Origin of the sequence: Streptomyces sp. URMC 124, from assembly GCF_051386455.1 — a bacterium.
Taxonomy (GTDB): Bacteria; Actinomycetota; Actinomycetes; order Streptomycetales; family Streptomycetaceae; genus Streptomyces.
Genome location: NZ_JBPQTS010000005.1, coordinates 33,031 through 54,595, shown reverse-complemented (window position 1 = coordinate 54,595; position 21,565 = coordinate 33,031). Strand labels below are relative to the sequence as shown.

The 21,565-nt window shown below is 77.0% G+C and carries 2 protein-coding genes; both read left to right on the top strand.

What is annotated here, in order from left to right; translation table 11 throughout:
- Nucleotides 1–55 precede the first annotated feature (55 nt).
- Complete coding sequence (locus ACSNOG_RS01875) at nucleotides 56–10,969, top strand: SDR family NAD(P)-dependent oxidoreductase (RefSeq protein ID WP_436750718.1); 10,914 nt, start codon at nucleotides 56–58, stop codon at nucleotides 10,967–10,969.
- Nucleotides 10,929–21,551 carry an SDR family NAD(P)-dependent oxidoreductase gene (locus ACSNOG_RS01870; RefSeq protein ID WP_436750748.1) on the top strand — a complete coding sequence of 3,541 codons (10,623 nt, stop codon included), beginning with the start codon at nucleotides 10,929–10,931 and terminating at the stop codon, nucleotides 21,549–21,551. Before ACSNOG_RS01875 ends, ACSNOG_RS01870 begins: the two co-directional genes overlap by 41 nt.
- Nucleotides 21,552–21,565 lie beyond the last annotated feature (14 nt).

Genomic DNA, 21,565 nt, shown 5'->3' with positions numbered 1-21,565 from the left:
GAGTCTCACTACTGTCAACGGGAAAACGGTTTCGGCCGAAAGTGGAGATGCGCGGATGAACGAGTCCAGTTCCGATTCAGCACTGGCCCGGCTGCTGGCCACCACCGCGCCGTCGGAACACCGCAGGGTGGTCCTCGACCTCGTGCACGCCCACGCGGCGGCGGCGCTGCGGGCGGCCCGTCCCGACGCCCCCGGAACCCTGGACCTCACGCTCCCCTTCGTCGAGCTGGGCTTCGACTCGCTGGCGGCCGTCGACCTGCACCGCCGGCTGAGCGCGGAGACCGGCCTCGACCTGCCGGTCACCCTCGCCTACGAGCACCCCACCCCCGTCGCCCTCGCCGAACGGCTGCTGGCCGGGGCCCTGGGCGAGGCCGCCGCGGTCCGCCCCGCGCCGGTCGCGGCGGTGGCCGGTCCCGCCGACGAGCCCGTCGCCGTCGTGGGGATCGGCTGCCGCTTCCCCGGCGGGATCGACTCGCCGGAGGAGCTCTGGCAGCTGCTGGCCGACGGCGGCGAGGTGCTGTCCGGCTTCCCCGAGGACCGCGGCTGGGACCTCGCGAACCTCTTCGACGACGACCCCGAGGCGCCGGGCCGCAGCTATGTGCGCGCGGGCGGGTTCCTGGACACCGCCACGGAGTTCGACGCCGACTTCTTCGGCATCAGCCCGCGCGAGGCCCCGGCGATGGACCCCCAGCAGCGGCTGGTCCTGGAGACCGCCTGGGAGGCGCTGGAGCGCGCCGGGATCGACCCGACGGGCCTGCGCGGCAGCGCGGCGGGGATGTTCTTCGGCGCCGAGGTGCAGGAGTACGGCCCGCGCCTGCACGACGCGCCCGACGGCCTCGACGCCTACCTCCTCACCGGCAACGCGCCCAGCGTCATCTCCGGCCGCGTCGCCTACGTCCTCGGCACGCAAGGGCCGGCCGTCACCGTCGACACCGCCTGCTCGGCCTCCCTCGTCGCCATCCACCTGGCCTGCCAGTCCCTGCGGCAGGGCGAGTCCTCGCTGGCGCTGGCCGGTGGCGTCGCCGTGATGGGCGGGCCCGGCGTCTTCACCGCCTTCAGCCGCCAGCGCGGACTGGCGCGCGACGGCCGGTGCAAGGCCTTCGCGGCCGCCGCGGACGGCACCGGATTCGCCGAGGGCGCCGGCGTCCTCGTCCTCGAACGGCTCTCCGACGCCCACCGCCACGGCCACCGGGTCCTCGCCGTCGTCCGCGGCTCGGCCGTCAACCAGGACGGCGCCAGCAACGGCCTCACCGCGCCCAGCGGCGCCGCCCAGCAGCGCCTCATCCACCAGGCCCTCGCCAACGCCGGGCTGAGCGCGGCCGACGTCGACGCCGTCGACGCGCACGGCACGGGCACCACCCTCGGCGACCCCATCGAAGCCCACGCGCTCCTCGCCACCTACGGCCGGGAGCGGAACGGCGGGGAGCCGCTGCTGCTCGGCTCCGTGAAGTCCAACCTGGGCCACACCCAAGGCGCCGCCGGCGTGGCCGGGGTCATCAAGATGGTCCTGGCCATGCGCCACGGCCACCTGCCCCGCACCCTGCACGTCGACGCGCCCAGCCCGCACATCGACTGGGCGTCGGGGGCCGTGGAACTGCTCACCGAAGGCAGGCCCTGGCCCGAGACGGGCCGCCCGCGCCGCGCCGGCATCTCCTCGTTCGGCGTCAGCGGCACCAACGCCCACCTCATCGTCGAGCACCCCGGACCCGACGAGGCCCCCGGCCCGGGCGCCGCGCCCGCGGACGCGGCGGCCCCCGGCGCGCTGCCCTTCGTGCTCTCGGCCCGCGGCGAAGCGGCCCTGCGCGCCCAGGCGTCCGCGCTGCTGCCCCTCGCCGCCGAGGCGCCCCTGGCCGACCTCGCCCTCTCCCTGGCCACCACGCGCGCCGCCCTCCCGCACCGCGCCGCGATCGTCACCGGCGACCGCGGCGCCCTGCAGGAGGCCCTCACGGCCCTCGCCTCCGGCACCGCCCCCACCGGCGTGGCCGGGCCCGGCGCCCTCGCGTTCCTCTTCACCGGCCAGGGCAGCCAGCGCCTCGCCATGGGCCGCGGCCTGGCCGAGGCCTTCCCCGCCTACGCCGACGCCCTCGACGAGGTCTGCGGCTACCTCGACATGCAGCTCCAACCGTCCCTGAGCGACGTGCTGTTCGCCGACCCCGACACACCGGAGGCCGCGCGGCTGCACGAGACCGAATACGCCCAGCCCGCGCTCTTCGCCGTCGAAGTCGCGCTGTTCCGGCTCCTGGAGAGCTGGGGCGTACGCCCCGACTACCTCGCCGGGCACTCGATCGGCGAACTCGCCGCCGCCCACGCGGCCGGGGTACTGACCCTGGAGGACGCCGCGATCCTCGTCGCCGCCCGCGGCCGCCTCATGCAGGAGCTGCCCGCAGGCGGCGCCATGGTCGCGGTGCAGGCCCCCGAGGCCGACGTCGCGCCCCTGCTCACCCCGCGCACCGGCATCGCCGCCGTCAACGGGCCCACCTCCGTGGTGATCTCGGGCGACGAGGAGGAGATCGCCCGCATCGCCGACGCCCTCGCCGGGCGGGGCCACCGCACCAAGCGCCTGCAGGTCAGCCACGCCTTCCACTCGCCGCTGATGGAGCCGGTGCTCGCGGAGTTCCGCCGCATCGCCCAGGTGCTCACCTACGCGACGCCGCGGATCCCCGTCGTGTCGACCGTCACCGGCGCCCTCACCACCGGCGAACTGTGCAGCCCCGACTACTGGGTCGAGCACGTCCGCGCCCAGGTGCGCTTCCACGACGCCGTGCGGGGCCTGGAAGCCGCCGGAGTCCGTACGTTCCTGGAGCTCGGCCCCGACGGCGTCCTCAGCGCCATGGCCGAGGAGTGCGCCGAGGGCACCGGCCTCGCGTTCGCCCCGCTGCTGCGCCGCGACCGGCCCGAGGAGCACCAGGCCGTCTCCGCGCTCGCCCTGGCCCACGAGCGCGGCGCGCACGTCGACTGGGCGCGCTTCCACGCCGGCCGCGGCGGACGGCGGATCGACCTGCCCACGTACCGCTTCCAGCGCAACCGGTTCTGGCTGGAACCGGGTTCGGCCGGCGCGGACGCCACCGGCCTCGGGCAGCTCCCGGCAGGCCACCCCCTGCTGGGCGCGGTTGTCGCCGTCGGCGCCGACGAAGCGGTCCTGACCGGCCGCCTCTCGCTCCGTACCCACCCCTGGCTCGCCGACCACGCCATCTCCGGCCGCGTGCTGTTCCCCGGCACGGCATTCGTCGAACTGGCTCTGCGCGCGGGCGACCACGTCGGCGCGGTCACCCTGGAGGAGCTGACCCTCGGCGCGCCGCTGGAGCTGCCCGCCGACGGGGGAGTGGCGGTGCAGGTCGCCGTCGGCGAGCCCGACGCGTCCGGGCGCCACCCCGTGACCGTCCACTCCCGCAGCGACACGGCGGAGCCCGGCGCCTGGACCCGGCACGCCACCGGCGTCCTCGCCACCGCCCCCGCCCCCGATCCGGCGCCCTTGGACGCCTGGCCGCCCGCGGGCGCCGAGCCCCTCGACCTCACCGGCGTCTATGCCGGCCTGGCCGCCCAGGGCTACGGCTACGGACCCGCCTTCCAGGCCCTGCGCGCGGCCTGGCGCGACGGCGACGACATCTGCGCCGAGGTCGCCCTGGACCCGGCGACGGCAGCGGAGGCGACCGGCTTCGGCCTGCACCCCGCCCTGCTCGACGCGGCCCTGCACGCCGCCGACCTCGGGCAGCAGGCGCGCCCGGAGGTCCTGGTCCCCTTCGCCTGGACCGACGTCCGCCTGCACGCCGTGGGTGCCACGGCGGTGCGGGTCCGGATCTCCCGCGACGGCAAGGACACGCTCTCCCTGCGCCTCGCCGACGCCACCGGGGCCCCCGTCGCCACCATCGGCGGCCTGACCTCGCGCCCGGTACCGGACGCCGAACTGCTCTACGTGATACGGACCGTGCCCGCGCCCCGGCCCGCACAGGTCCCGCAGCTGAGCACGGCCGCACTCGGCGACGTGCTGGACGGCACGGCGCCGGTGCCGGACGCGGTCGTGTACCGGGCCGGCGAGCACGACGGCGATCCCGCGACCGCCGGGCGGGCCGCCGCCGCGGACGCCCTGCGTGCCGTGCAGTCCTGGCTCTCCGACGACCGCTCCGCCGCCGCGCGCCTGGTGGTCGTCACCTCCGCCGGCCCCGCCCACGCGCCGGTCCGCGGTCTGGTGCGCTCGGCCCGGGCGGAGAACCCCGGCCGCTTCGTCCTGCTGGAGCACGACGGCTCCGACTCCGTACCGTCCGGCGCCGACCTGAGCGCCGCCCTCGCCACGGGCGAGCCCGAACTCACCCTCTCCGGCGGGGAGCTCAGCGTCCCCCGGCTGACCGCCGTGCAGCCCGCACGGGGCGCGGCGCCGGAGTGGGGCACCGTCCTGATCACCGGCGGCACCGGCGGCCTCGGCGGGCTCCTGGCCCGGCACCTGGTGCGCACCCACGGCGTCCGCAGCCTGGTGCTGGCCGGCCGGCGGGGCTCCGCACCCGGGCTGGAGGCGGAACTCACCGCGCTGGGCGCCGGCGTGAGCGTCGTCGCCTGCGACATGGGCGACCGCGCCGCCGTCGAACGGCTCCTGGCCGCCCACCCCGTCGACTCGGTCGTCCACGCCGCGGGCACCGTCCACGACGGGGTGATCGGCTCGCTCACCGGCGAACTGCTCGCCGAGGTCTTCCGGGCCAAGGCCGAGGGCGCCTGGCACCTGCACGAGCTCACCCGGGACCGGGACCTGAAGGCGTTCGTCCTCTTCTCCTCCCTGTCCGCCGTCCTCGACGGCGCCGGACAGGGCAACTACGCCGCCGCCAACGCCTTCCTCGACGCCCTCGCCGGCCACCGCGCCTCCCTCGGCCTGCCCGTCACCGCCCTGTCCTGGGGCCTGTGGGCGACCGACGCCGGGATGGGAGCCGGCCTCGACGCGACGGCACTGGCACGCATCGCGCAGTACGGCCTGCCCGGGCTGAGCGCCGAACGCTCCCTGCGCCTGTTCGACGCCGCCGTCCGCTCCGGCGAACCCCGGCTCGTGCCGGTCGAGATCGACGCCGCGGCCGTACGCGCCCGGCCCGACGGCATCCCCCCGCTGCTCAGCGGGCTCGTGCGCCCCCTGGCGCGGCGGGCCGCCGCGGCCGCGGCACCGGCCCCGCCCTCCGCCGCGGGCGCACCGGGTGCACCGGGTGCACTGGGCGCCCTGCCGGCCGCCGAGCGGGAGCGCACGCTCCTGGAGCTCGTGCGCACCGAGGTCGCGGCCGTCCTGCGGCACGAGGGCGCCGCCGCCGTCGACCCGTCCCGGGCCTTCACCGAGACCGGCTTCGACTCGCTGTCGGCCGTCGAGCTCCGCAACCGGCTGAACACCGCGACCGGGCTGCGCCTGCCCGCCACCCTCGTCTTCGACTACCCCACGCCGGAGATTCTGGCCGGCCACATCCGCGACACGCTCTTCGGCGCCGCACCGGACGCCCCGCCGGCGCCCGCGGGGCTCGCCGCCGCCGCGGACGAGCCCATCGCCATCGTCGGCATGAGCTGCCGCTACCCCGGCGGGGTCCGCTCGCCCGAGGAGCTGTGGCAGCTGGTCGCCGACGGCGTCGACGGCATCGCCGCCTTCCCCGAGGACCGCGGCTGGGACACCGAGGCGCTCTACGACCCCGAGCCCGGCACGCCCGGCAAGACGTACGCCCGCGAAGGCGGCTTCCTCTACGACGCCGCGGAGTTCGACGCCGACTTCTTCGGCATCAGCCCGCGCGAGGCCGTCGCCATGGACCCCCAGCAGCGCCTGCTGCTGGAGGTCTCCTGGGAGGCGCTGGAGCGGGCCGGCATCGACCCCGCGGCCGTCCGCGGCAGCCGCACCGGCGTGTTCGCCGGCGTGATGTACCACGACTACGGCAGCTGGCTGACCGACGTGCCCGAGGACGTCGCCGCGTACTTCGGCAACGGCACCCTCGGCAGCGTCGTCTCCGGCCGGGTCGCCTACGCGCTCGGGCTGGAGGGGCCGGCGGTCACCGTCGACACGGCCTGCTCCTCCTCCCTGGTCACCCTGCACCTCGCGGCGCAGGCGCTGCGGCAGGGCGAGTGCTCGCTCGCCCTCGCGGGCGGCGTGACGGTGATGTCGACCCCCGACACGTTCGTGGACTTCAGCCGGCAGCGCGGGCAGGCCCCCGACGGCCGCTGCAAGTCCTTCGCGGCCGCGGCCGACGGCACCGGCTGGGGCGAGGGCGTCGGCGTCCTGGTGGTGGAACGGCTCTCCGACGCGCTGCGCAACGGCCACCGGGTCCTGGCCGTCGTCAAGGGCAGCGCGATCAACTCGGACGGCGCCTCCAACGGCCTGACCGCCCCCAACGGCCCGTCCCAGCAGCGGGTCATCCGCGCCGCCCTCTCCGGCGCCGGGCTGACCGCCGCCGACGTCGACGCGGTGGAGGCCCACGGCACCGGCACCACCCTCGGTGACCCGATCGAGGCCCAGGCCCTGCTCGCCACCTACGGGCAGGAGCGGCCGGCGGACCGGCCGCTGTGGCTGGGCTCGATCAAGTCGAACATCGGTCACACCCAGGCGGCGGCCGGCGTCGCCGGCGTGATCAAGATGGTGATGGCGATGCGCAACGGGGTGCTGCCCCGGACGCTGCACGTGGACGCCCCGTCCGGTCAGGTGGACTGGACGGCCGGCGCGGTGGACCTGCTCACCGAGGCCCGGCCGTGGGAACGGGACGGCCGCCCGCGCCGGGCCGGCGTCTCCTCGTTCGGCATCAGCGGCACCAACGCCCACGTGATCCTGGAGGAGGCCGCGCCCCAGCCGGACGGCCCCGCAGGCCCCGAAGCGGCGGCCGGGTCCGGAGCGGCCCCCGCCCCCGGGCTCCTCGCACTGCCCGTCTCCGCCCGCGGCACCGCCGCCCTGCGCGAGCAGGCCGCGCGGCTGCTGCCCCTGACCGGCGGCGCCGACATGACCGACCTGGCCCTCGCCCTGGCCACCGCCCGCACCGCGCACCGGGACCGCGCGGTGGTCCTGGCGGCCGACCGCGCCGAGGCCGAGGCCGCTCTCGCCGCGCTCGCGCAGGGGACCGCCGCGCCGAACCTGCTCACCGGCCCGGCCGCCGAGGGCGGGCTCGCGTTCCTGTTCTCCGGCCAGGGCTCGCAGCGGCTCGGCATGGGCCGTGAGCTGTACGCGGCCTTCCCCGTCTTCGCCGAGCACTTCGACCGGGCCGCCGCGCTGCTGGACAAGTCCCTCGAACGGCCGCTGGCCGAGGTCCTGTTCGGGGAGCCCGCCGACGACGCCGAGCGCGCCGAGTACGCCGGGCTGCTGGAGCGGACCGCCTTCACCCAGGCCGCCCTCTTCGCCACCGAGGTGGCGCTGTACCGCCTGCTGGAGTCCTTCGGGCTGCGCCCCGACTGGCTGGCGGGCCACTCCGTCGGCGAGTTCGCGGCCGCGCACGTCGCGGGGGTCTGGTCGCTGGAGGACGCGGTCACGGCCGTCGCGGCGCGCGGCCGGCTGATGCAGGCGCTGCCCGAGGGCGGCGCGATGGTCGCCGTGCGGGCGGCGGAGGACGAGGTGGCGCCCCTGCTGGACGAGCGGACGAGCATCGCCGCCGTCAACGGTCCGCGCTCGGTCGTGGTCTCCGGGGACGCCGACGCGGTCCTCGCCCTCGCGGAGGGCTTCGGCAGGTCCAAGCGGCTGCGGGTCTCCCACGCCTTCCACTCGCCCCACATGGACGCCATGCTGGCGGAGTTCGGCGAGGTCATGGCCGGGCTCTCCGCCGCCGACCCGGCCGTCCCCGTCGTCTCGACGCTGACCGGCCGTCCGGCCACGGCGGCGGAGCTGCGTTCGCCGGAGTACTGGGTGCGGCACGTGCGGGAGACCGTGCGCTTCGCCGACGCCGTCGCCGCGCTGGAGGCGCAGGGCGTCGCCACCTTCCTGGAGCTGGGACCCGACGCGGTGCTCACCGCGATGGGCCGGGACTGCACCGACGCCGCCGAGTTCGTGGCGGTCTGCCGCAAGGACCGGCCCGAAGTGCGCGAACTGCTCGGCGCGCTGGCCCGCGTCCACGTGCGCGGCGCCGGCGTCGACTGGTCCGTGCTCCACGGCGGCCGCGCCGGGCAGCCGGTCGACCTGCCGACGTACGCCTTCCAGCACCGGCGCTTCTGGCTCGACGTCCCCGCGCGCAAGGGCGACGCGGGCGGCCTCGGCCAGACCCCGCTCGACCACCCGCTCGTGGGCGCGGAGATCCGGCTGGCCGCCTCCGACGGCGTCATGCTGACCGGACGGCTCTCCCTCGCCACCCACCCCGCCCTCGCCCAGCACGCCGTGCTCGGCACCGTGCTGCTGCCCGGCGCCGCGCTCGTCGGCCTCGCCGTCCGCGCCGGCGACCTGACCGGCCGCCCCGTGCTCGAAGAGCTCACGCTCGAAGCGCCCCTCGTCATCCCGCGGCGCGGAGCCGTACAGCTCCAGGTGGTGGCCCAGGGCGGCACCGCGGAGATCTTCTCGCGGCCCGAGGGCGACGCGTCCGGCGCGGGCTGGACCAGGAACGCGACAGCGCTCCTCACCGACCGGGGCGGGCTGCAGCCGCAGTCCCTCGCGGAGTGGCCGCCGCCGGGTGCCGTCGCGGTCGACGCCGACGGGCTCTACGACCGCCTGCAGGCCGACGGCTTCGCCTACGGGCCGGACTTCCGCGGCGTGCGGGCCGTCTGGCGCCGCGGCGGGGAACTCTTCGCCGAACTCGTGCTCCCCGCCGGGGCCGGCGCCGAGGCGGCCGCGTACGGCCTGCACCCCGCGCTCCTCGACGCGGCCCTGCACGTCACGTCGTTCTTCGACGACGAGCCCGCGCAGGACGACGGCCGGGTGCGGCTCCCCTTCGCCTGGGAGGACGTCGCCCTGCACGCCACCGGCGCCGCGGCCGCGCGCGTCCGGCTCTCCCGCAGCGGCGGCGAGGGCGACGCGGCGGCCGGAAGCGTACGGATCGAGCTCGCGGACGCCGACGGCCGGCCGCTCGCGTCCATCGGGTCCTACACGACCCGGCCCGTCGCGGCCGGCCGCCTGACCACGGGCCACGACGCGCTGTTCACCGTGGAGCACGTGCCGCTGCCGCAGTCGCAGCCGCAGTCGCAGCCGCCCGCAGGAAGCGGCAGCGACCGCCGGATCGTGGTGCTGGGCACCGACGGCCTCGGGCTCGGCCTGCCCACGACTCCCGGACTGTCCTCCCTCGGGGCCGACGTGCCCGACGCGGTCCTCCTGCCCGTACGGACGGACGCCGGCGAGGTGCCCGCGGCCGTGCGCTCGGCCCTGCACCGCGTGCTCGGCGTCCTTCAGGAGTGGTCGGCGGACGAGCGGCTCGCCACCTCGCAGCTCGTCGTGCTGACGGGGAGCGGGCTCGCCGCGGCCGCCGCCCGCGGGCTGGTCCGGGCGGCGCAGGCCGAGGACCCGGGCCGGATCGTGCTGGCGGACACCGCCACCGATGACGGGCTGCCGTCCCTGCCCGCGCTGGCCGCCGCCCTCGACTCCGGAGAGCCCGAAGTCGTCCTGCGCGACGGCGGGGTGCTGGTGCCGAGGCTGGCCCGGGCCGGCGCCGCCGGCGACCGGGACGACGCCCCGGACTGGGGCACCACACTGATCACCGGCGGCACCGGAGGCCTCGGCGCGCTGGTCGCCCGGCACCTCGTGGACCGCCACGGCGTCCGCCGCCTGGTCCTCGCCGGGCGCCGCGGCCCCGACGCCCCGGGCGCGGCCGAGCTGCAGGAAGAGCTCGCCGGACTCGGCGCGGAGACCCACGTGGTCGCCTGCGACGTCGCCGACCGGGCCGCGCTCGCCGCGCTGCTCGCCGAGCACCCCGTCCGCAGCATCGTGCACACCGCGGGCGTCCTGGACGACGGCCTGATCGGTTCGCTGACGCCCGAGCGGATCGACAGGGTGCTCGCGCCCAAGGCCGACGCCGCGTGGCACCTGCACGAGCTGACCGAGGGACAGGACCTCGCGCACTTCGTGCTGTTCTCCTCGGCGGCGGGCACGCTGGACGCCACCGGTCAGGGCAACTACGCGGCCGCCAACGTGTTCCTCGACGCGCTCGCCGCACACCGCAGGGCCACCGGGCTGCCCGCCGTCTCCCTCGCCTGGGGCCTGTGGGACCAGCCCGGCGGCATGGGCGGGCAACTGGACGAGGCGGACCGGCAGCGCATCGCCCGGTCCGGCATCGGCGCCCTCGACCCCGCCGACGGGCTCGCGCTCCTCGACGCCGCCCTCCTGGCCGGCGCCCCGGCGCTCGTGCCCGTCGAGCTCGACCTCGCGGCGCTGCGCCGGCGGGCCGACGACGTCCCCGCGCTCCTGCGCGGCCTCGTCGCGGCCCCCTCCCGGCGCGAGGCCGGCGGTGAGGGCGGCGCGGCGGACGACGCCGGGGCGGCGCCGCTCGCCCGCCGGCTGGAGAGGCTGCCGGCCGCCGACCACGAGCACGCGGTCCTCGATGCGGTGCGCACCGAAGTGGCCGCCGTGCTCGGCCACGACGGCGCGGCCTCCGTCGAACCCAAGCGCGCCTTCACCGAGCTGGGCTTCGATTCGCTCGCCGCCGTGGAACTGCGCAACAAGCTCAACGCGGTGAGCGGGCTGCGGCTCCCCTCCACGATGATCTTCGACTACGCCACCCCCGCGGCGCTCGCGGGCTACCTGCTCACCCGGCTCGTACCGGAGCGGCCCGGTGACACGGCACGCGCCCAGGACGCGGGGGGCGCAGGGGACGCCGAGGACGCGCGCCTGCGCGACCTGCTGGCGGGCATCCCGGTGGCCCGGATCCGCGCGGCGGGCCTGCTGGATTCCCTGCTGGAGCTGTCCGGACCGGACCCCTCCCCCGGCGCGGCCCCGGGCTCCGGCCCGGGCGGCTCCGGCCCGGGCGCGGACGACGAGGCCGCGGCCGGGCAGAGCCTGTCGGACATCAAGAGCATGAACATCGCCGATCTCGTGCGGACCGCACTCGACCGCAGCGACGCCAAGTAATCAGGGAGCGACACCTACCGTGGACACATCCGTCGAGCAGATCGTCGAGGCGCTGCGCGAGTCACTGCTGGAGAACGAGCGGCTGCGTCGGCAGAACGCGCGCCTGACCGCATCGGCCGCGACCCCGGAGCCCGTGGCGATCGTGGCGATGAGCTGCCGCTACCCCGGTGGCGTGGGCTCGCCCGAACAGCTGTGGCGCCTCGTCGACGAGGGCGTCGACGCCATCGGCGGCTTCCCGGCCGACCGCGGCTGGGACGTCGAGGGCCTCTACGACCCGGACCCGGACACGCCCGGCAAGACCCACGTGCGCGAGGGCGGGTTCCTCTACGGGGCCGCCGGGTTCGACGCCGCGTTCTTCGGCATCTCGCCGCGCGAGGCCATCGCGATGGACCCCCAGCAGCGGCTGCTCCTGGAGACCTCATGGGAGGCCTTCGAGCGGGCGGGCATCGATCCCCACACCGTCCGGGGCAGCCGGACCGGCGTCTTCGCCGGCGTGATGTACCACGACTACGGCAGCTGGCTGACGGGGGACGTGCCCGAGGGCGTCGAGGGCTACCTCGGCAACGGCAACCTCGGCAGCGTCGCCTCCGGCCGGGTCTCGTACACCCTCGGCCTGGAGGGCCCCGCGGTCACCGTGGACACGGCCTGTTCTTCCTCGCTGGTCGCCCTGCACCTCGCCGTCCAGGCGCTGCGCACGGGGGAGTGCACGCTGGCGCTGGCCGGCGGCGTGACGGTGATGTCGACCCCCGACACGTTCGTGGACTTCAGCCGGCAGCGCGGGCTGTCCCTGGACGGCCGCTGCAAGTCGTTCGCGGCCGGGGCCGACGGCACGGGCTGGGGCGAGGGCGCCGGCATGCTGCTCCTGGAGCGGCTCTCCGACGCCCGGCGCAACGGCCACCCGGTCCTCGCCGTCGTCAAGGGCAGCGCCATCAACCAGGACGGCGCCTCCAACGGGCTGACCGCGCCCAACGGCCCGTCCCAGCAGCGCGTGATCCGCCAGGCCCTGGCCGACGCCGGGCTGCGCACCGACGAGGTGCACGCCGTCGAGGCCCACGGCACCGGCACCCCGCTCGGCGACCCCATCGAGGCGCAGGCCCTGCTCGCCACGTACGGACAGGAGCGCGAACAGCCCCTGTGGCTGGGCTCGGTCAAGTCGAACATCGGGCACACCCAGGCCGCCGCCGGGGTGGCCGGCATCATCAAGATGGTCATGGCCATGCGCCACGGCAGGCTGCCCAGGACGCTGCACGCCGAGGAGCGCACCCCCCAGGTCGACTGGGAGGCGGGCGCCGTCGAACTGCTCGCCGAGGCGCGCGAGTGGCCCGGCACCGAAGGCCCCCGGCGGGCGGGCGTCTCCTCGTTCGGCATCAGCGGCACCAACGCCCACGTGATCCTGGAAGGCGTCCCCGGGCCCGAGCGGACCGGCGAGCCGGCCGGACTCACCGGGCCGGTCCCGCTGGTCCTCTCCGGCCAGGGCGAGCAGGGACCCGCCGCCCAGGCCCGGCAGCTGCTCGGCCACCTCACCGGCGCCGGGGAGGAAGGCCCGGCCCCGGCGCCGCTCCCCGACGTCGCCCACACGCTGGCGACCTCGCGGGCCGCCCTGGACCACCGCGCCGTGGTGATCGGCGGCGACCGCGAGACCCTCCTCGCGGGGCTGGCCGCGCTCGCCGAGGGCACCGCGGCGCCGCAGGTCGTCCAGGGCCGGCGGGCGAGCGAGTCCCGGATCGCCTTCGTCTTCCCCGGACAGGGCTCCCAGTGGGCCGGCATGGCCGCCGAACTCCTCGACGCCTCCCCGGTGTTCGCCGCGAGGATGGCCGAGTGCGCCGAGGCGCTGGCCCCCTTCACCGACTGGGACCTGCTGGACACCGTGCGCGACGCGGCGCCCCTGGAGCGCGTGGACGTCGTCCAGCCCGCCCTCTGGGCGGTCATGGTCTCGCTCGCCGGGCTGTGGCGCTCGTACGGCGTGAGCCCCGCCGCCGTCATCGGGCACTCCCAGGGCGAGATCGCCGCCGCGTGCGTCGCCGGGGCGCTCTCCCTCGCCGACGGCGCGCGCGTCGTGGCCCTGCGCAGCCGGGCCATCGCCGACGAGCTCTCCGCCCGCGGCGGGATGCTGTCGGTCGCGCTGCCCGAGGAGCGGATCCGCGAGCGGCTCGACGCCTATGACGGCCGGGTCTCCGTCGCCGCCGTCAACGGTGCCGCCTCCGTCGTCCTCTCGGGTGACATCGACGCCCTCGACGCGCTGGAGGAGCTGCTCAAGTCCGAGGAGGTCCGGGTCAAGCGGCTGCCCGTCGACTACGCCTCGCACTCCGCGCAGGTGGAGACGATCCGCGAGCGGCTCCTGGCCGAACTGGCCCCCGTCGCCCCGCGCTCCGCGGACGTGCCGTTCTACTCCACCGTCACCGGCGCCCTGTTCGACACCGTCGGGCTCGACGCCGGGTACTGGTACACGAACCTGCGCCGGACCGTGCTCTTCGAACCCACCACCCGGGTGCTGCTCGCCGGAGGCTACGGCGTCTTCGCCGAGTGCAGCCCCCACCCCGTGCTCCTGCACAGCATCGAGGAGACCGCCGACGCCGCGGGCGCGGACATCACCGGCCTCGGCTCGCTGCGCCGCGACGAGGGCGGCCCGGCCCGCTGGCTCGCGTCGCTGGCCGAGGCCTTCGTGCACGGCGTCCCCGTCGACTGGCGGCTCGCCTTCGACGGCATGCCCGTCCGCCCGGCCGACCTGCCCACGTACGCCTTCCAGCGCGAGCGGTTCTGGCTCGGCCGCTCCTCCGCCGCCGGGGACGTGACCGCCGCCGGGCTCGCGGCCCCCGGGCACCCGCTGCTCGGCGCCGCGGTCACCGTCGCCGACGGCGGGGGCATGCTCTTCACCGGGCGGCTCTCCACCGCCGGCGCCCCCTGGCTCGCCGACCACGCCGTCGGCGGGACGGCCCTGCTGCCCGGCACGGCGTTCGTGGAGCTCGCCATCGCCGCGGGCGACGAGCTCGGCTGCGGCCGGGTGGGCGAGCTGACGCTGGAGGCGCCGCTGCTGCTGCCCGCACGGGGAGCCGTCCAGGTGCAGGTCCGCGTCGGCGACGCCGACGGGGCGGGGCAGCGCGCCGTGTCGGTGCACTCCCGCCCGGAGGACGGCGCCGACGGCTGGACCCGTCACGCCTCCGGCCTGCTGGAACCGGACGCCGCGGACGCCGGGTTCGACCTCGCCGCCTGGCCGCCCGCGGGCGCACGGCCGGTCGGCGTCGACGACGTCTACGAACGGCTCGCCGGACAGGGCTACCACTACGGCCCCGCCTTCCAGGGCCTGCGCGCCGCCTGGCGGCGCGGCGAGGAGACCTTCGCCGAGGTCGAACTGCCCGTGGAGGCGGAGCGCTTCGGCCTCCACCCCGCCCTGTTCGACGCGGCCCTGCACGCCGCCGGGCTCGGCGAACCGGAGGAAGGTACGGCCCGGCTGCCCTTCTCGTGGACCGGCGTCTCGCTGTACGCGGCCGGGGCGACCGCCCTGCGCGTACGGATCACCGGCACCGACGTCACGACGCTCCAGCTCGCCGACACCACCGGCGCGCCCGTGGCCGCCGTCGAGGGCCTCGTCGCCCGCACCGCCGACCCCGGCGCGCTCGCCGCGGCCGGCCGCGCCGACGACCTCTACCGCCTCGACTGGCCCGCCCTGCCCGCCGCCGGACCCGTCACCGCCGGGCACGCCGTGCTCGGCGAGGGCGGCCTCGACGCCCTGGACGAGGTGCCCGCCTACGCCGTCCTGCCCGTGAGCGGATCCGGCGACCCCCTCGCCGCCACGCGCGCAGAGGCCGCACGGGTGCTCGCGACCGTACGTCACTGGCTCGCCGACGACCGCGCCGCCTCCTCCCGGCTGATCGTGCTCACCCGCGGAGCCGTGGCCGTCGGCACGGAGGGCGTCACGGACCTGGCCGCGGCCGCCGTCTGGGGCCTGGTCCGCGCGGCCCAGGCCGAGAACCCCGGCCGCCTCGTCCTCATCGACGCGGACGCCGCGGCCACGCCCGGCGACGCGGCCACCGCGGCCGAGGCCTCCGGCGAACCCCAGCTCGCCCTGCGTGCGGGCACGGCCCACGTGCCCCGGATGGTCAGGGCGAGCGGCGGCAGCGAGGACATCGCCCTCGACCCCGAGGGCACCGTGCTGATCACCGGAGGCACCGGTGTGCTCGGCGGCCTGATCGCCCGTCACCTGGTGACCGCGCACGGCGCGCGCAACCTCCTGATCGCCGGCCGCAGCGGCGTCCTGTCCGACGACCTCGCCGGCCTGGACGCGGCCGTGACCGTGGCCCGGTGCGACGCCTCCGACCGCGACCAGCTCGCCGGACTCCTCGCCGCGGTCCCCGCCGAACACCCGCTGACCGCGGTCGTCCACCTCGCGGGCGCCCTGGACGACGGCCTCGTCACCGCCCTCACCCCCGAACGGCTCGACGCCGTCCTGCGGCCCAAGGCCGACGCCGCCTGGCACCTGCACGAACTCACCGAGGGCCTGGACCTCGCCGCCTTCGTGCTGTTCTCCTCGGCGGCCGGCACCGTGGACGGCGCGGGCCAGTCCGGCTACGCCGCCGCCAACGCCTTCCTCGACGGCCTGGCCCACCACCGCGCCGCCCGGGGCCTGCCCGCCCTCTCCCTGGCCTGGGGCTTCTGGGAGCAGCGCACCGGCATGACCGCGCACCTGACGGACGCCGACGTCGCGCGCATGGCGCGCTCGGGGGTCCGGCCGCTGGCCACCGAGGACGGCCTCGGGCTCTTCGACACCGCACTGACCGCGGGCACACCGCTGCTGCTGCCGGTCGGCCTCGATGCGGCCGCCCTCCGGCGCGCGGACTCCCTCTCCCCGGTGCTCCGCGGACTGGTCCGGGCCCCCGCCCGGCGCACCGCGGCGACGGCCTCCGCGGGCGGCGGACTCCGGGACCGGCTGACCGCCGCGGCGCCCGCCGAACGCGACGCGCTGCTCCTCGAACTCCTGCGCACCCACGTCGCCGCCGTCCTCGGCCACGACGCGGACATGGTCCTCGACGCGCGCCGCGCCTTCCGCGAGATCGGCTTCGACTCGCTGACGGCGGTCGAACTGCGCAACCGCCTCTCCGCCGCCCTCGGCCTGCGGCTGCCCGCGACCCTCGTCTTCGACTACCCCGACTCCACCGCCCTGGTGGCCCACCTCAAGGCCGAACTGACCGGCCCCGACGACCCGGCCGGCACCGCACTCGCCGGCGCGCCCGCGGCCGGAGCGGACGAGCCCGTCGCGATCGTGGCCATGAGCTGCCGCTACCCCGGCGGCGTCACCACGCCCGAGGAGCTGTGGCGCCTGCTCGCCGACGGCGGGGACGGCATGTCGGCCTTCCCGGCCGACCGCGGCTGGGACCTCGACGGCCTCTACGACCCCGAGCCGGGCAAGGCCGGCCGGTGCAGCACCCGCGAGGGCGGATTCCTGCACGACGCCGCCGACTTCGACCCGGACTTCTTCGGCATCTCGCCGCGCGAGGCCCTCGCGACGGACCCGCAGCAGCGCCTGCTGCTGGAGACCTCGTGGGAGGCCCTGGAGCGCGCGGGCATCGACCCGCACGCGGTACGGGGCAGCCGCACCGGCGTCTTCGCCGGCGTGATGTACCACGACTACGGCAGCAGGCTCAGCAACGCCCCCGAGTCCGTACGGGACTACCTCGGCAACGGCAGCCTCGGCAGCGTCGCCTCCGGCCGGGTCGCCTACACCCTGGGCCTGGAGGGCCCCACGCTCACCGTGGACACCGCCTGCTCCTCGTCGCTGGTCGCCCTCCACCTGGCGGTGCAGGCCCTGCGGCAGGGCGAGTGCACCCTCGCCCTGGCCGGCGGCGTGTCCGTGATGTCCACCGTCGACACGTTCGTGGACTTCAGCAGGCAGCGCAACCTCGCCGGGGACGGCCGGGCCAAGTCCTTCGCCAACGGCGCCGACGGCACCGCCCTCTCCGAGGGCGCGGGCATGCTGCTCCTGGAGCGGTTGTCGGACGCGCGGCGCAACGGGCACGAGGTGCTGGCCGTCGTGCGGGGTTCGGCGGTCAACCAGGACGGCGCGTCCAACGGCCTGACGGCCCCCAACGGCCCGTCCCAGCAGCGCGTGATCCGGCAGGCGCTGGAGAGCGCCGGTCTGGCGGCGGCGGACGTCGACGCGGTGGAGGCGCACGGCACCGGCACCACCCTCGGCGACCCCATCGAGGCGCAGGCACTGCTCGCCACGTACGGACAGGACCGCCCCGGGGACCGGCCGCTGTGGCTCGGCTCCATCAAGTCGAACATCGGGCACGCGCAGGCCGCCGCCGGCGTGGCCGGTGTGATCAAGATGGTCATGGCGATGCGCCACGGCGTCCTGCCCGCCACGCTCCACGTGGACGAGCCCTCGCGGCAGGTCGACTGGACGGCCGGCAGCGTGGAGCTGCTGACGCAGGCGCGCGATTGGCCGGAGGCGGAGGGGCGTCCGCGCCGGGCGGGCATCTCCTCGTTCGGCATCAGCGGCACCAACGCCCACACCATCATCGAGGCGCCGGCCCCGGCCGCGGGGCCCGAGGACGGTCCCGTCCAGGCCTCCGCGCCCGCGGCCGAAGCACCCCTGCTGCCCGTCCTGCTGTCCGGGAACACCCCGGAAGCCCTCGCGGCACAGGCCGGGCGCCTCGCGGCCGTCCAGGACGTCCCCCTCGCCGACCTCGCCTTCTCCCTGGCCACCGGGCGGGCCGCCCTCGGCCACCGGGCCGGCGTGGTCGCCCGCGACCGGAACGAGCTCGCCGCGGGCCTCGCGGCGCTGGCGGCGGGCGCCACGGCGCCGGGCGTGGTGCGCGGCAGGCCCGTCGCCGGCAAGGTCGCCTTCCTGTTCACCGGGCAGGGCGCCCAGCGCCCGGGAATGGGACGGGAGCTGTACGCACAGCACCCCGTGTTCCGCGCCGCGTTCGACGCGGCGTGCCGCCACTGCGACGCCCACCTCGACCGCCCGCTGCGCGACGTGGTCTTCTCCGCGCCGGACAGCGCCGAGGCCGCCCTGCTCGACCGGACGGCGTACACCCAGAGCGCCCTGTTCGCCGTCGAGACCGCCCTGTTCCGCCTGCTGGAGTCCTGGGGGATCCGGCCGGACCTCCTCGCCGGGCACTCCATCGGCGAGCTGACCGCGGCCCACGTCGCGGGCGTGCTCTCCCTGGAGGACGCCGCCCGCCTCGTCGTGGCCCGGGGCCGCCTCATGGAGACGCTGCCCGCCGGTGGCGCGATGCTGGCCGTCGACGCGACGGAGGAGGAGGTGCGGGCGCACCTCGGTGACGGCGCGGACATCGCCGCCGTCAACGGGCCCCGCGCCGTGGTGGTCTCCGGCGACGAGGACGCGGTGGCCGCCGTCGCCGCCGCCTTCGGCGACCGCAGGACGAAGCGGCTGCGGGTCAGCCACGCCTTCCACTCGGCGCGCATGGAGCCCGTGCTCGCGGAGTTCGAGGAGGTCGCGCGGAGCCTGCGGTTCGCCGCCCCGGCCGTGCCGGTCGTCTCCAACCTGACCGGCCTCCGGGCCACGGACGAGGAGCTGGCCTCGCCCGCGTACTGGGTGCGCCACGCCCGCGAGGCCGTCCGGTTCGCCGACGGCATCCGCACCCTGGAGGCGGCGGGCGTCCGCACCTTCCTGGAGATCGGGCCCGACGCGGTGCTCTCCACCATGGGCGCCTCGTGCGTGGAGGACGCCGAGCGGTCGCTGTTCGTCCCCGTGCTGCGCCGCGACCGCGAGGAGCCCGTCGCCCTGGCCACCGCCCTGGCGACGCTGCAGGTCCGCGGCGTGCCCCTCGACCGGGAGCGGATCTTCGCCGGGACCGGCACCCGCCGGACCGACCTGCCCACGTACGCCTTCCAGCGGCAGCGGCTGTGGCTCGACGACGCGCCCACCGGCCCTGCCGGCGCCGGCGGGGTCGGGCAGACGCCCGCGGACCACCCCCTGCTCGGCGCGGAGATCCGGCTGGCGGATGACGACGCCGTCGCGCTGACCGGTCGGGTGTCGCTGGAGACGCACCCCTGGCTGGCCGACCACGCCGTCGCCGGAGTGGTCCTCCTGCCCGGCAGTGCCTTCGTCGAACTGGCCGTCCAGGCCGGGGACCGCACGGGCTGCGGCCTGGTCGAGGAACTCACCGTCGAGCGGCCGCTGGCACTGCCCGCGCGGGGCGGGGTGCAGCTGCAGGTGGTCGCCGGAGCACCCGACGCGACCGGCCGGCGGACCCTCACCGTCCACGCGCGCACCGAGGACGCGGGGGAGGCGTGGACGCGGCACGTCACCGGCGTCCTCGCACCCGCTCCCGCGGCCGGGCCCGAGGCGCTCGGCGCCTGGCCGCCCGCGGGCGCCGCACCCGTCGACCTGACCGGCACCTACGACCACCTTGCCGAGCAGGGCTACGGCTACGGCCCGCTCTTCCGGTGCCTGCGCGCCGCTTGGCGGCTCGGCGAGGAGGTCTACGCCGAACTCGCCCTGCCCGAGGGCGCGCAGACGGCCGGCTTCGGGCTGCACCCGGCGCTGCTCGACTCGGCCCTGCACGCCATCGACCTCGTCGACGGCCAGGACCCGACGGTCATGACCCTGCCGTTCGCCTGGGAGGGCGTCTCGCTCCATGCGGCGGGCGCCTCGGCGGTGCGGCTGCGGCTCACCCCGCGCGGCACCGAGCAGATGGGCCTGCACCTGTACGACGGCGCGGGGTCGCCCGTCGCCGCGGTGTCCTCGCTGCGCATCCGGCCGGTGACCGCGGAACAGCTGGGCGCCGCCGCCCCGGCACCGGGGGACCTGTACGAACTGGAGTGGAAGCCGGTGCCGCTGCCCGCGGCCGACGGTTCCCTCGCCGCACTTCCCGAGACGGTGCTGTTCGCCCCGGAGCCCCCGGCCGGGGACGCCCCCGCCGCCGCCCGGGAGACCCTGCACGCGATGCTGGCCACGCTCCAGGAGCGCCTCGCCGACGAGTCCCTCGGGGACGCGCGGCTGGTGGTCGTCACCCGGGGAGCGGTCGACCCGGAGGGCGCACCCGGCCTCGCCCAGGCCGGGATCTGGGGCCTCGTGCGGTCCGCGGCCGTCGAACACCCCGGCCGGCTCGCGCTCGTCGACCTCGACGACGACCCGGCCTCCCGGGCCGCCCTCCCCGCGGCGGTGGCCGCCGGGGAACCCGAGCTCGCCCTGCGCGCGGGCAAGGCCCACGCCCCCGCCCTGTCCCCGGCCGCGCCCGTCCCCGGCGCCGCTCCGGCCCTCACCGGGCCGGACCGGGACGGCACCGTGCTCATCACGGGCGGCACCGGCAGCCTCGGCCGGCTGCTCGCCCGGCACCTGATCACCGGACACGGCGTCCGGCACCTGGTGCTGAGCAGCCGCGGCGGCGACCCGGGCGACCTCGGCGACCTGCGCGAGCTCGGCGCGACGGTGACCGTCGCCGCGTGCGACGCGGCCGACCGCGAGGCCCTGGCCGCGCTGCTCGCCGCGATACCTCAGGCGCATCCGCTCACCGCCGTGGTGCACGCCGCGGGCGTGCTGGACGACGGGCTGCTGCCGTCGCTGACCCCCGACCGCCTCGACGCGGTCCTGCGGCCCAAGGCCGACGCGGCCTGGAACCTGCACGAGCTCACCCGCGACCTCGGTCTCTCCGCGTTCGTGCTGTTCTCCTCCGCCGCTGCCGCCCTGGGGGCGGCGGGCCAGGGCAACTACGCGGCCGCCAACGCCTTCCTGGACGCCCTCGCGGCCCGGCGGCGCGCGGCCGGGCTGCCCGCCCTGTCCCTGGGCTGGGGCCTGTGGGACACCGCCTCGGGCATGGCCGGCTCGCTCGGCGAGGCCGAGCTGCGGCGGCTGGCCCGCGACGGCGTCGAGCCGCTGCCGGCCGAACGGGCGCTGGCCCTCTTCGACCGGGCCCTGAGCGCGGACCGCGCCCTGCTCCTGCCCATGCGGGTGCGGCCCACCGAAGGCGCCCCGCCGATCGTGCGGGCGCTCGGCGGCGCACCGGTCCGGCGGACCGCCCACGCCGCACCCGCCCACGCCGCACCCGTCACCGCCGAGGCCGGAACGCCGCAGCCCGGCGCTGCCGCCCTCCCGCAGCGGCTCGCTGAGCTGTCGCCCGCGGAGAGCCGGAAGCTGCTGCTGGAGACGGTGTGCGGGCACGTCGCCGACGTGCTCGGGCACGCACGCGCCGACGCCGTCGACCCCGAGCGGGGCTTCGGCGAACTGGGAGTGGACTCGCTGTCCGCGCTGGAGCTGCGCAACCGCATCGGCGCCGACACCGGGCTGCGCCTGTCGGCGACCCTGACCTTCGACTACCCCACGCCCGCCGCCATCGCGGAGCACCTCTTCGGTGAACTGGCCGGGGAGGAGGACGGGGCCGGGGCCGTGCAGGACGCGGAGGCCGAAGTGATGCGCCTCGAAGCCCTGCTGGACGCCGCGGTCGTGCACGGCGAGCAGCGGGCGCGGGTCGCCGTGCGGCTGCGGGCCCTCACGGCGAAGTGGACGGACGCCGGCCCCCGGGAGGAGGAACGCGAGAAGAGCGGACCCGGACTGGAGACCGCGACCGCCGACGAGCTGTTCGGGATCCTGGACGACGAGCTGGAGACGTACAACTGAGCACGGCGGCTCGG